Source organism: Cupriavidus oxalaticus, from assembly GCF_038900635.1.
GTDB lineage: Bacteria > Pseudomonadota > Gammaproteobacteria > Burkholderiales > Burkholderiaceae > Cupriavidus > Cupriavidus oxalaticus_B.
Genome location: NZ_JAYMRX010000018.1, coordinates 122279 through 135337 on the forward strand (window position 1 = coordinate 122279; position 13059 = coordinate 135337).

The 13059-nt window shown below is 68.7% G+C and carries 11 protein-coding genes; 3 read left to right on the forward strand and 8 right to left on the reverse strand.

All coding sequences use genetic code 11. The annotated features are described in order from the left end of the window. Positions 1-97: 97 nt before the first annotated feature. Positions 98-454, reverse strand: a complete 357-nt coding sequence (locus VSR71_RS24730; RefSeq protein ID WP_342916422.1) for a hypothetical protein — start codon at positions 452-454, stop codon at positions 98-100. Positions 455-735: 281 nt separating this feature from the next. Between VSR71_RS24730 and VSR71_RS24735 the strand changes: the two genes are divergently transcribed. After that, positions 736-1620 carry a class III extradiol ring-cleavage dioxygenase gene (locus VSR71_RS24735; protein WP_342916423.1) on the forward strand — a complete coding sequence of 295 codons (885 nt, stop codon included), beginning with the start codon at positions 736-738 and terminating at the stop codon, positions 1618-1620. A gap of 29 nt (positions 1621-1649) precedes the next feature. On the opposite strand, the gene VSR71_RS24740 is transcribed toward VSR71_RS24735, so the two are convergent. The 5 genes from VSR71_RS24740 to VSR71_RS24760 all read right to left on the reverse strand — a co-directional run bounded on the left by VSR71_RS24740 (position 1650) and on the right by VSR71_RS24760 (position 5650). Beyond that, positions 1650-2777 (reverse strand): MFS transporter, encoded by a 1128-nt coding sequence (locus VSR71_RS24740; protein ID WP_342916460.1) that lies wholly within the window; start codon positions 2775-2777, stop codon positions 1650-1652. A 205-nt stretch (positions 2778-2982) separates the two neighbouring features. Continuing rightward, complete coding sequence (locus VSR71_RS24745; RefSeq protein WP_342916424.1) at positions 2983-4278, reverse strand: MFS transporter; 1296 nt, start codon at positions 4276-4278, stop codon at positions 2983-2985. A 155-nt stretch (positions 4279-4433) separates the two neighbouring features. Continuing rightward, positions 4434-4841 (reverse strand): VOC family protein, encoded by a 408-nt coding sequence (locus VSR71_RS24750; RefSeq protein ID WP_342916461.1) that lies wholly within the window; start codon positions 4839-4841, stop codon positions 4434-4436. Between the two features lie 8 nt (positions 4842-4849). Then, positions 4850-5200: a GFA family protein gene (locus VSR71_RS24755; protein WP_209761355.1), complete on the reverse strand. Its 351-nt coding sequence runs from the start codon at positions 5198-5200 to the stop codon at positions 4850-4852. Between the two features lie 30 nt (positions 5201-5230). Beyond that, entirely contained in the window at positions 5231-5650 is a 420-nt protein-coding gene (locus VSR71_RS24760; protein WP_342916425.1) for a GNAT family acetyltransferase, read from the reverse strand. 131 nt (positions 5651-5781) lie between these two features. Between VSR71_RS24760 and VSR71_RS24765 the strand changes: the two genes are divergently transcribed. Further along, positions 5782-6393, forward strand: a complete 612-nt coding sequence (locus VSR71_RS24765; protein ID WP_342916426.1) for an HD domain-containing protein — start codon at positions 5782-5784, stop codon at positions 6391-6393. 82 nt (positions 6394-6475) lie between these two features. On the opposite strand, the gene VSR71_RS24770 is transcribed toward VSR71_RS24765, so the two are convergent. Further along, complete coding sequence (locus tag VSR71_RS24770; protein ID WP_342916427.1) at positions 6476-10081, reverse strand: indolepyruvate ferredoxin oxidoreductase family protein; 3606 nt, start codon at positions 10079-10081, stop codon at positions 6476-6478. A gap of 341 nt (positions 10082-10422) precedes the next feature. Here VSR71_RS24770 and VSR71_RS24775 point away from each other — a divergent pair, with 341 nt between their 5' ends. Then, positions 10423-11724, forward strand: coding sequence for an NYN domain-containing protein (locus tag VSR71_RS24775; protein ID WP_342916428.1), 1302 nt, complete (start codon positions 10423-10425; stop codon positions 11722-11724). 105 nt (positions 11725-11829) lie between these two features. Here the strand turns inward: VSR71_RS24775 and gspF are convergent, their stop codons facing one another. Next, on the reverse strand, positions 11830-13047 hold the full coding sequence (gene gspF, locus VSR71_RS24780) for a type II secretion system inner membrane protein GspF (RefSeq protein WP_342916429.1): 1218 nt from the start codon (positions 13045-13047) through the stop codon (positions 11830-11832). Between the last annotated feature and the right edge of the window lie 12 nt (positions 13048-13059).

Genomic DNA, 13059 nt, shown 5'->3' on the forward strand with positions numbered 1-13059 from the left:
AGCCATGCGGGCAAGCGTGCGAACGGTGCGCAAAAGTTTTCAGATCGGTTTGCCGAGGCTTTGAATCGGGCGCGGAAGCGGCGGCTAGGCCCTAGTATCAGGCTGCCGGATGGCGGCTTGGTGTCCGCTGCGCGCCCGCATCGCCCGCATTGTCGCTATCGACTGCCGCGCACTTTTCGGCCCCTGCGGATCCGGCAGCCGGGGCAGGCCGGCGGCGTCCCAGCCACAGCATCAGCGCGCTGCCGGCCCAGCCAGCAACGAACACCGTATCGCCCGCCTGGTTCAGCCACTCGCCGGCATCCGGCTGGCCGGCGAGCGACCACAGCCACTGCGCCGGCAGCCTCGCCGCGATCCACAGCGCGACCGCCGGCGCGCTGCCATAGACGCCCGGCTGCCACCAGTGGGCGGGAAGGGGGAAGCGCCGCCCGGGGCGGCGCAGCGGGTTGGGTACCACGAACTCTCCGGCTATCCGGCACGCGTAGCGTGCGCGCGGCGTCATGCGTTGGCCGAGGGGCTTGCCGGGTACGGCACTTGCCCTCGGCTGCATCATAGGGCGCAGTGCCCGTCAGAGTCCCGGCACGGCTGCGGCGGTGTGTGGCCCAGCCCACGCGGCGCGCGCCGGTTCAGTTTTTTTGCACGAAAGATGCGCAAAAGCGGGGCGTGCCGGGGGCCGATCTTTGCCAAACTCAATGGCAAGCACACAAATCAATGAGCAGATCAATGAGACACGACGCCATGCTTCCCGCACTGTTCATCTCGCACGGTTCGCCCATGCTCGCCATCGACCCCGGTCCCACCGGCGCAGCCTTCGATGCACTTGGCGAGCGCCTGCGCGCGCAGCCACCACGCGCGGTGCTGGTGGTATCGGCGCACTGGATCTACAGCACGCTGGCGGTGAGCAGCCGCGAGCGCCAGGAAGCCTGGCACGATTTCGGCGGCTTCCCGCGCGAGCTGTACGCGCTGCGCTACGACGCCCCGGGCTCGCCGGCGCTGGCCGCGCGCGTCAAGGCGCTGGTAGAGGCCGCCGCCATTCCCGGCGCCGGGTTTGTCGGCGAGGACGATGAGCGGCCGCTCGACCACGGCGCCTGGATGCCGATGCGGCACTTCTTTCCGGACGCCGACGTGCCGGTGGTGCAACTGGCACTGAATCCTTACCTGTCGCCCGCCATCCAGATCGAGATCGGCCGCGCCCTGGCGCCGCTGCGCGAGGAAGGCGTGCTGGTGCTGGCTTCGGGCAGCTTCACCCACAACCTGCAAGAGGTGTTCGGCAGCGGCAGCCGCCGCGACCAGCACGGACCGCAGGCCGAGCCGTACGTCGAGGCCTTCCGCGGCTGGATGCGCGACGCGCTGGACGAGGCCCTGGCCAGCGGCGACATCGGCCGCATTGCCGACTACCGCGCCCAGGCCCCTTACGCCCGCCGCGCGCACCCGACCGACGAGCACCTGCTGCCGTTCTACGTGGCGCTGGGCGCGGCGCTGGGGCCGCGGGCCGCAGGTGCGGGTACGCCGGCGGCCAGCGTGGCCCGGGTGGCAGATGAGGTCACTTACGGCGTGCTGGCGATGGACAGCTTCGTGTTCGAGGGGATAGGCGCCGGCACGCCGCTGCGCGCGGCCGCCTGAGTCGCCTTCAGCCGCACCTCAGCCGCACCTCAGCGGCCCCCCTTGCGCGGCGGCAGGTAGCGCCGCGCCGAGCGCGCGCCGGCCAGCGCGATCCAGCCCATGGTGAGCGCCACCACGGCCAGCCCCACGCGCAGGTCGGCCAGGTGCGCCACGCCGCCGATCAGTACCGGCCCCAGCAGCAGCCCCAGGTAGGCGAAGCGCGCCACGCGCGAGATCGCCTCGGCCGGCGCCACCCCGGGCAGCCGCGACGCGGCCACGAAGAAGATCGGCACCATGTTGGCCGCCCCCAGTCCCATCAGCGTGAAGCCCGCCAGCGCCGCCAGCGGCAGCGGCACCACCAGCGCCAGCACGATGCCGGCAAAGCCCAGCCAGGCGCTGCCGGCCAGCGTGGTGCCATCGCCGAGGCGCGCGCGCAGGCGGTCGCCACCGAAGCGCCCGCACGCCATGCCGCCGGAGAAGGCCGCGTAGCCCAGGCTGATCCAGCCCGCCGGCGCCGCGGTCACATCGCGCATGTAGACGCTGGTCCAGTCATACATCGCGCCTTCGCCGATCAGACCCAGGAAGGCCAGCAGGCCGAGCAGCCACAGCGCGCGCACCGCGTGGTCGCGATGGTGCGCGGCGCCAGGCATCACCGGGTGGTCAGGCAGCAGGCCGGGCATGGCCGCGAGCGCGGCCAGCGCGGTCACGCCCGCCATCATCGCCGCGTGCGCGAGTGGCGCCACCTCCAGCGCCAGCATCAGTCCGCCGAAGGCCGCGCCGGCCATGCCGCCCAGGCTGAACATGCCATGCAGCGCCGACATCACCGGACGCGGGCGGCTGGCCTCCACCGTCGCGGCCTGCGCGTTCATGGCCACGTCGAAGCCGGCATTGGCCACGCCGAACGCCACCAGCGCGGGCAGCAGCCACCAGAACGAAGGCATGGCGAGAATGGCCACCGTGGCCAGCGCGAAAACCAGGCCGCTGGCCGTGGCCGCGCGTGCGCTGCCGACGCGCGCGACCCAGCGCCCGACCGGCCCCATCGCCAGTAGGGCGCCGCCGGCGACGGCGAGCATCGCCAGCGACAGCATCGCGTCGGACAGGCCGAAACGTGCCTTGATGGTCGGGATATGCACGCCCCAGGTGGCAAAGGTGGCACCGTTGACGAAGAACAGCGCCATGGTGCCGCGTGTGGCGCGCGCGAGCGCGCCAGGCGTGGACGGGGCGATGGCGAGCGGGGCGGTGCCGGGTGGCGGGTTGGAATCGGACATCGTGATGCGGAAGCACGGCCGGCGCCGTCGGCCCGGCCGCTAAAGCCCTTATTGTCGTGCATCCGGGCGACAGGGGCAGCGCTGGGGCAGCGCTGGGGCAGCGCCAGGGGCAGCGCTACGGCGCGGTACCCGCCAGGCGCAGCAGCCCGCGCCGGTGCAGCGCGTAGCCGAACGCCAGCAGCGCGGCCAGGGCCAGCGCCAGCATGACCCACAGCATCAGCCAGTAGCCGCCCGCGGCGCGCCACAGCAGCGCGCCCAGCCACGGCGCGACGGCCTGCATCAGCAGCACCGGCGTCATCATCAGGCCGTTCAGCGTGGCGTAGTGGTGGCGCGAGATCAGTTCGGGCATGGCCATTGCGCGCAGCATCGTGTTGACGCCGTTGGCGCAGCCATACAGCACCGCGGCCACCATCAGCCAGGCGCCATGACCCAGCGCGAAGCAGAGCAGTCCAGCGCTCATCAGCAGGTAGACCGGCAGCGACAGCCGCACCGGGTGGCGCACTGCCGCGCGCATCATCAGCATGCGGCCCGCCACCTGCGCCGGGCCGATCAGCGCGGCCACCGCCAGCTGCTGCGACACCGGCAGGCCTTTCTCGGTCAGCATCGGGATCAGGTGCGCGCCCAGTAGCGAGGCCACCACCGCGGTCGCGGTGAAGGCCAGTACCACGGCCCAGAACACCGGCTGGCGCAGCGTGGTCCGCGCGATGCCGGCGCTGCCCGCGTCGGCGCCGGCGGTCGGCGTGCCGCTGTAGGTGGGATGCATGGCGTAGCGCATGCGCGCGTGCAGCGGCGCGCAGACCAGCAGGTTCAGCGCGGCAAAGCCGACCAGCGTCGGCCGCCAGCCGACATGCAGCACCAGCCATTGCGCCAGCGGCACGAAGATCGTGCTGGCAAAGCCGGCCATCAGCGTGACGATCATGATCGGCTTCTGGTACTGGTCGCCATAGGCCTGGCGCAGCACCACGAAGGCAGGCTCATACAGCGTGGTGGACATGGCCAGCCCGATCGGCACCCACATCAGCAGGAACATGGCGGGGGAGGGCGACCATGCCCATAGCAGCAGCCCGATACCGGCCAGCACCGAACCGGCGCCCATCACTTTGCGCGCCGGCGCACGGTCGAGCAGCCGGCCCACCGCGAACGAGCACATCGCCCACACCAGCAGCCCCAGCGAATAGCCGCCCGCGAGGAATGGCCTGGACCAGCCAGTGCTGCGGATCATCGGCTCGATGAAGACGGTGAAGGCGAAAAAAAGCGTGCCCCAGGAGATGGTCTCGGTCAGGCCGAGGATCCAGACCAGCCGGCGTGGCGGCGTGACCGGCTGCGCGGGGCCGGCGCGTGCCGGACTGGCGTCTGCGGAAGAATCGGTACTGGCGGCGTCCGCGTCGGAGCTGGCTTCTAGCGATGTCATGGCGGGCCCCGGCGAGGAGTGACGCCATGGCTGGCGGCGCGCGGGACCAGTGGGAAATTGTAGCGATCCTGCGCGCACGCGGCGCAGCCGCTCGGCTGCGGCAGCGCGTTACTGTGCGGTCACCGGCGCGGAAAGCGGAGAGCTGAGCGGCGTGGTCACCCGAGCGGCGGACCCTTCAGTTCCACCACGTTGCCGTCCGGGTCGCTGACGTAGAGCGACGGGCCCTTGCCTTCGGCGCCGAAGCGCTGCGCCACCTCGCTGGCCTGTACGCCGTGCCGGGACAGCCAGGCGCGCAGCGCGGGCTCGTCGAACGGTTCGATGCGCAGGCAGAAGTGGTCGAGGTTGCGCCCCTCCGCGCCCGGTCCCGCGCCGCCGGCGCGGCCCAGCGGGCCGTCCAGCGAAACCAGGTCGATCAGCGCGCTGCCCGCGCGCAGCTGCGTCAGGCCGAAGTCGGGCTGCTCGCGCTCGACGCTGCAGCCCAGCACGTCGACGTAGAAGCGCCGCAACGCGTCCACGTCGGCGGTGCGCAGTACCAGGTGGTCGAGATCGAGGATGCGGAACATGGCGGGCATCAGTGGTGCAGGCCGTCGTAGTCGATCACCTTCAGGCTGTCCAGGTCGACATTGTCCAGGCAGCGCACATTCACCGCCGCCATCGGCTTGCCGTCCTTGTCCTGGCCATCGGCGTAAGGGCCGCAGCCGCACACCGGGCAGAAGCGGTGCGCGATCTTCATGGTGTTGAAGCGGTACGTCGACGCATTGCTGTCCGGCGTTTCCAGCTTGAATGTCGCACGCGGCACGAACCACAGCAGGTGGCCGCGGCGGCGGCAGATCGAGCAATTGCAGCGGATCACGCTCGGGATGCTTTCGGCCTCGACTTCGAAGGCAATGTTGCCGCAGTGGCAGCTTCCGTGGAACGTCATGTCGTCTCCTTGTTCGTCAGTCTGTGGCTGCTAGATATCCGGGATCAGCCGCTTGCCCAGGCTGACCGCTTCGTCGGGCGCGTAGCCCAGCTTGTCGTAGAAATCGATCACCGCGCGGTTGCCGGTGCGCACCAGCAGGTTGATCTTGGGACAGCCGCGTTCGATCAGCAGCTGTTCGGCGTGCGCCATCAGCATGCGGCCGTAGCCGCGGCCCTGCAGCTCGGGCTGTACGGCCACATAGTAGACCCAGCCGCGGTGGCCGTCGAACCCCACCATCGCAGTGGCCACGGGTTGCCCGTCGCCTTCACCGACCAGGAACAGCTCGGGCTGCTCGGTGAGCTTGCGCGCGATATCGCGACGCGGGTCGTTCCACGGACGGGTGAGGCCGCAGGCCAGCCACAAGGCAATGACGGAGGGTTCGTCTTCAGGTCGGAAGGGACGGATCAGCATGGACAGGTGGTGCGCTGCAATATGCCGGCACATTGTTAGCTTTTTGACAGTGTAGCGCCGCTAGGGGTGCCACAATGCCAGCACAACATGACGCGCCGACGTTCGGTACGCGACCACAAAAGGAGACCAGCATGAGCGACACCCACGCGCCCGCGCACGCGAGCTTCAGCCACATGGAACACGGCACCCGGGAGGACTGGGCGGCGATTTCCGCCGAGTTCATGCCGTATGCGCGGGCACTGCCAGACCGCGTGCTGGCGCACCTGCGCCTGCTCGATGGCGATTGCGGCGGCTTCCCGGTGGACCGGCTCACGCATTCGCTGCAGACCGCGACGCTGGCGCACCGGGACGGGCAGGACGAGGAATACGTGGTCTGCGCGCTGCTGCACGATATCGGCGATACGCTCGGCAGCTTCAACCATCCCGATATCGCGGCGGCGATCCTGAAGCCGTTTGTCAGTGCCGAGAACCTGTGGATGGTGGAAAAGCATGGCGTATTCCAGGGCTACTACTTCTTCCATCACCTCGGGCTCGATCGCAACCTGCGCGAGCAGTATCGCAATCAGCCGGAGCTGTTCGAGCGCACTGCCGAGTTCTGCCGCAAGTACGATGCGGCGGCGTTCATGACGGACTACGACACGCTGCCGCTGTCGTTCTTCGAGCCGATGGTGCGCCGGGTGCTGTCGCAGCCGAAAAACTCGATGTATGTGAAGCCGGGGGAGAAGGAGCTGGCGCAGCCGTAGTGCGACGCCGCGAGCGGACCGCCTGTGTTCGCTCTCACCCTAGCCCTCTCCCGCAAGCGGGAGAGGGCGGGAACAGCGCCCCTTACGCGGCTTGCTGTGCCGTTTCCGGATGCCTGAACTGCTCCAGCAGTTTTTGCCAGCGCCCGCGCACCGCCTTCAGGTTGTTTTCCTTCACGTGCCCGAAGCCCCGGATATCGTCCGGCAGGTTGGCCAGCGCGACGGCGGTGTCGTAGTTGGCGGCATTCAGGCCCGCCACCAGCTCATCCAGCAGAGCGCGGTATTCGCCGATCAGTGCGCGCTCGGTGCGGCGCTCCCCGGTCTTGCCAAAGACATCGAACATGCCGCCGCGCAGGCCCTTCATCTTCGCCAGCACGCGGAACAGCGTCATCGTCGACGGACCGAACCTGCGCTTGACCAGATGACCCTTGTCGTCGCGCTTGGCCGTCGTCGGCGGCGCCAGCCAGAAATTGAGCTGGTAGTCCTTGCCCGGTTCGCCTTCGAACTGCGCGCGCAGCTTGTCGAGGAAGACGGGATCGGTATAGAGCCGCGCCACCTCGTACTCGTCCTTGTACGCCATCAGCTTGGCCAGGTTGCGCGCCGCCGCCTCGGTCAGCGGCAGCGGCTTGCCGCTCCCCGCCAGCACGGTTTCGGCCGCGCGCACGCGGTCGATCGCTTCGCGGAAGGTGCGCGCGTAAGCGGCGTCCTGGTAGGCGGTCAGGTGGTCCATGCGGCGGGCGATCAGCTTCTCCAGCATCGCGCCGGTCGAGGTAGGCAGCTTGACCACTTCCGCGCCTTCGGCGGTGGCCTGCAGCTTGCCGGTCAGCGACAGCACGTGCTCCGGGTCGTGCGCCATGTGGCGGCCCCAGTCGAACGCGGCCTTGTTCTTCTCGACGGCCACGCCGTTGAGTTCGATGGCGCGTTCCAGTGCCTGCAGCGTCAGCGGGATCCAGCCCTTTTGCCACGCATACCCCAGTACCAGCGGGTTGGTGTAGATGGCATCGCCCAGCAGCGCCACGGCGAGGCCGCTGGCGTTGATGAAGTCGCACTTCTCGCCGACGGCGTTGCGCACGTCCTGCTCGGCCGACACGCCCGGGAACTGCCACTTCGGGTTCTTGATGAACTCGGCGGTTGGCGTCTGCGCAGTATTGACCACGGCGCGCGTGCGGCCCGCCTGGGTCTTGGAGATGACTTCGTCGGTGGCCGACACGATGGCGTCGCAGCCGATCACCAGGTCGGCTTCTCCCATCGCGATGCGCGTTGCGTGCAGGTCATCGGGGCGCGCGGCCAGTTGCACGTGCGACAGCACCGCGCCGCCTTTCTGCGCCAGGCCCGCCATGTCGAGCACGGTCACGCCCTTGTTCTCCAGGTGCGCCGCCATTCCTAGCAGGCCGCCGATGGTCACCACGCCGGTGCCGCCCACGCCGGTCACCAGGATGCCGTAGGCACGGCGGATCGGCGGCAGCTCCGGCGCAGGCAGCGCGGGCAGGCTGTCCATCGACACGCCGTGCTGCTCGGGCTTGCGCACCTGTGCGCCTTCGGCCGAGACAAAGCTCGGGCAGAAGCCGTTCAGGCACGAGAAGTCCTTGTTGCACGACGACTGGTTGATCTGGCGCTTGGTACCGAAGTCCGTCTCCAGCGGCTCCACTGACAGGCAGTTCGACTTGACCGAGCAATCGCCGCAGCCTTCGCACACCGCGTCGTTGATGAAGACGCGGCGTGCCGGGTCTTCCATCGTGCCGCGCTTGCGGCGGCGGCGCTTTTCGGTGGCGCAGGTCTGGTCGTAGATCAGGATGGTGCAGCCCGGCACATCGCGCAGCTCGCGCTGCACGCTGTCGAGCTGGTCGCGGTGATGGATATCGATGCCCTGCGGCAGCTTGATCGCCGCGTTGTACTTCTCCGGCTGGTCGCTGACGATGACGATCTTCTTCGCGCCCTCGCTGTGCACCTGCCAGGCGATGTCCTGCACCGACAGCTGGCCGTCCACCGGCTGGCCGCCGGTCATCGCCACCGCATCGTTGTACAGGATCTTGTAGGTGATGTTGACGCCCGCGGCGATCGACGCGCGGATCGCCAGCAGGCCAGAATGGAAGTAGGTGCCGTCGCCCAGGTTGGCGAACACATGCTTGTCGCCCGCGAACGGTGCCTGGCCGATCCAGGCCACGCCTTCGCCGCCCATCTGGCTGAAGGTGCTGGTATTGCGGTCCATCCACACCGTCATGTAGTGGCAGCCGATGCCGGCCAGCGCGCGCGAGCCCTCCGGCACGTTGGTCGAGGTGTTGTGCGGGCAGCCCGAGCAGAACCAGGGCTTGCGCTCGGCCTTTTCCTGTCCGACCACGCGCGGCGTGGCCAATGCCTTTTCCTTGGCCTCGATGATGGCCAGGCGCGCGGTGATGCGCGCGCGCACGTCCATCGGCAGCTCGAACTTGTCCAGCCGCGTGGCGATGGCCTTGGCGATGATCGCCGGCGACAGTTCATAGTGCGCCGGCAGCAGCCAGTTGCTCTGCGGGATCGACCATTCGCCACCGGCGTTGTCCTTCTCGTCGAACTTGCCGTAGACCTTGGGGCGGACATCGTCACGCCAGTTGTACAGCTCTTCCTTGAGCGCGTACTCCATGATCTGGCGCTTCTCTTCGACCACCAGGATTTCCTGCAGGCCCTCGGCAAACGCGCGAGCGCCATGCGCTTCCAGCGGCCACACGCAGCCGACCTTGTACAGGCGGATGCCGATCTGCGCGCAGGTGGCATCGTCCAGGCCCAGGTCGGCCAGCGCCTGGCGCGTATCCAGGTAGGCCTTGCCGCCGGTCATGATGCCGAAGCGCGCGTGCGGCGAATCGATCTCGATGCGGTCCAGCCTGTTGGCGCGCACATAGGCAAGGCCGGCGTACCACTTGTAGTCGAGCAGGCGCGCTTCCTGTTCCAGCGGCGGATCGGGCCAGCGGATATTCAGGCCGCCCGGCGGCATGATGAAATCGTCCGGCAGCGCGATCTGCACGCGGTGCGGGTCAAGCTCGACCGAAGCCGACGATTCCACCACGTCGGTCACGCACTTCATCGCCACCCACAGGCCGGAATAGCGGCTCATGGCCCAGCCGTGCAGGCCGTAGTCCAGATACTCCTGCACGTTCGACGGATACAGCACCGGCAGGCCGCAGGCCTTGAAGATGTGCTCGGACTGGTGCGCCAGCGTCGACGACTTGGCCGAGTGGTCGTCGCCAGCCAGCACCAGCACGCCGCCGTGCCGCGACGAGCCGGCCGAGTTGGCGTGCTTGAACACATCGCCGGTGCGGTCCACCCCCGGCCCCTTGCCGTACCACATGCCGAACACGCCATCGAATTTGGCATCGGGGTACATGTTGACCTGCTGCGAGCCCCACACCGCGGTCGCGGCGAGGTCTTCGTTCAGCCCGGCCTGGAACACGATGTTGTGCGCGGCCAGGTGCTTCTTGGCCTTCCACAGCGACTGGTCCAGCGCGCCCAGGGGCGACCCCCGGTAGCCGGAGATAAAGCCGGCGGTGTTCAGCCCGGCGGCGCGATCGCGCTCCTGCTGCAGCATGGGCAGGCGTACCAGCGCCTGCGTGCCGCTGATGTAGATGCGGCCACGCTCCAGCGTGTATTTGTCGTCGAGGGAAACATTGGCGAGCGCGTGGCGGATGGCGTCGCTGACCGGGGTGGTCAGGGGGGCATTCATAGGTGCTCCTTCCTCTATGGGGCGTGTTGTCGGGATCACCGACACCTGCAGTTGTGGGCAATCGCCTCGCGGCCTCTTGTGGAGGCGTTGGGCGGCTGTGTCTCTGCGCGGCATGGTAGCACCGCCGTGCGGTCGGCGGTACCTTGCAGCGCAGCACGAAACGCGTCCGTGGCAACGGTGATTTCCCGTATGGATGGGGGTTCGCGTGTACACTGCGTTGCATCGATAACGCCGGCGCTGCCGCCCCGCGGTCTTCGATGCACCACATCTGCCGCGCCAGCCTGGTGCAACCATTTCCGATTGCCCGTCGCCTGCATGGGCAAACCAGCGAATACCCGAACATGACCAATTCCCCCCGCCAGGGCACCGCGACCCTGGCCGTGCTGATCGACGCCGACAACGCGGCGCCCGCCATTGTCGAAGGCCTGCTGGCCGAAGTCGCCAAGTACGGCGTCGCGGCCGTCAAGCGCATCTACGGCGACTGGACCCGGCCCAACCTGGCCGGCTGGAAGGAGCGGCTGCTGTCGCATTCGATCCAGCCGATCCAGCAGTTCCGCTACACCGTCGGCAAGAACGCCACCGACAGCGCCATGATCATCGACGCCATGGACCTGCTGTACACCGGGCGCTTCGACGGCTTCTGCATCGTCTCCAGCGACAGCGACTTCACCCGGCTGGCCTCGCGCATCCGCGAGCAGGGGCTGATCGTCTACGGCTTCGGCGAGCGCAAGACGCCCAAGCCCTTCGTCACCGCCTGCGACAAGTTCATTTACTCCGACGTGCTGCGCGCCGAGGCCGACACCGAAGGCGCTGAAGGTATCGATGGGGCCGCCGCGCCCACGCGCAAGCGCAGCACCGGCGAGCTGCGCCAGGACTCGCGCCTGGTGCGCCTGCTGCAGAGCGCGGCGCAGGCCGTGTCCGACGAGGACGGCTGGCTGACGCTGGGCGGCATGGGCAACCACATCGCCAAGCAGGCGCCGGAATTCGACTCGCGCAACTATGGCTACGGCAAGCTCTCCGAGCTGGTGGCGGCTACGGGCCTGTTCGAGGTCGAGACCCGCAACGGCGGCAACAACAAGACCATCTGGGTACGCCTGAAGAAGCGGAGCAAGGGTGGCGGCGAGCAGCAACAGCGGTCGTCGCCGCAGCAGTCGACTCCCCAGCCTGCTCCTCAGCCCGCTTCCCAGTTTGCTTCCCAGTCCGAACCGGTGCGCCGCAACCCCGCCCCGTCTGTGGTTGAAATCCCCGAGGCGGCGCCGGAACCCGTCGCAGTCCAGCCGGAACCCCAGGCAGAGGAAGAGCCGCCCTTTGTCGCGGCAGATGCGGTGCAGCCCGAGCCGGAACCGGTTCCGCCGCTGGAAGCGGCGCCACAGCCGGATCCCGAGCCCAAGGCCGATGCCGAGCCCAAGCCGCGCGGCCGCAAGCGCTCCGCGCGCCGTCCGGAGGTGACCCTGAGCGAGACGCCGTGGCCGATCGACCAGGCGGTGTTTGCCGCGCCGGGGGCGACGGTGTTGACGGCGAAGGTGGAGGCGGAGGCTGATGTGCCGGCTCCGCAGGAAACGCCAGTTGCCGAGGCAGCGCCTGCGGCGGCGCGTAAGCCGCGCAGGCGCCCTGCCAAGAAGCCCGAACCGGCCACTGAATAACGCACCGAGCCGGGTTGCTCCCCTCTCCCACTTCGCGGGAGAGGGGAGCCTTCACCAGGGGCGCCAGTTTATGCGAGCGTTGTTGGTTTGCAAGCGCTACGAAACCTACCGCACCAGCTGATTGATCTCGATAATCGGCATCAGCACCGCCAGCACGATCAACAGCACCACGACCCCCATCGTCAGGATCAGCAGCGGCTCCAGCAAGCTGGTCAGGAACAGTGTGCGCCGTTCCAGCTCCTGCGCCTCGCCCTGCGCAGCCCGGTCCAGCATCACCGGCAGATTGCCGGTCGCCTCGCCTGACCGGATCAAATGCACCAGCACCGGCGGAAACTGGTTCTGCGCCGCCAGCGCGCGCGCCAGCGACGCCCCTTCACGCACGCGCGTATTGGCGTCTTCCACGTTGGCACGCAACGCTTCGTTGGTCAGCGTCTCGCCGGCCGCCTGCAGGCTGCGCAGGATCGGCACTCCCGCCGACACCAGAATCGCCAGCGTGCCGGCAAAGCGTGCGGTGTTATAGCCGCGGATCAGCTTGCCGAACAGCGGCGCGGTCAGCAGCCACCGGTGCCATTCCAGCCGTACCGCAGGCTGCTTCAGCAGGCTGCGGATCGCCAGTGCAACCACGGCGATGAACGCCAGCGCCGCCCACCACCAGTTGCGCACGAAATCCGACAGCCACAGCATGACGATGGTGAGCGTCGGCAGCTTCTGCTTGGTGTTCGCAAACACGCTCACCACCTGCGGCACGACATAGGACAGCAGGAAGATGACGATCGCGAACGCGACCACCGTGACGATAGCCGGATAGGTGAACGCAAGCCGGATCTTCGACGTCAGCGTATTGCGTGACTCGATATAGCCCGCGAGCCGCTCCAGCACCAGCCCGAGATGGCCCGAATGTTCGCCGGCGGAAACCAGCGCGCGGTAGATGTCCGGAAAGTCGCGCGGATGCTGCGCCAGCGCCACCGACAGCGAGCTGCCGCCCATCACCTCGGCGCGGATGCCGGCCAGCAGTTCGTGCACATGCGGCCGTTCGGCCTGGTCGGCCAGCGCGCCGAGCGCTTCATCCAGCGGCAGGCCGGCCACGATCAGGCTGGCCAGCTGGCGCGTGAACAGCGCCTGCTCCTGCGTCGACAGCTTGCGCGCGAACAGCTGGCTGCCGCTGCGCGGCGCCAGCCCGGCACCGGCCAGCGCATCGACGGTCAGCGGTGTCAGCCCGCGCGCACGCAGCTGCGAGCGCGCCTGGCGCGGGCTGTCGGCCTCGATGACGCCGCGGTCGGTCTTGCCGGCGGCGTCGGCGGCTTCATAGCGGAAGGCTGGCATCCGGTGTCTGCT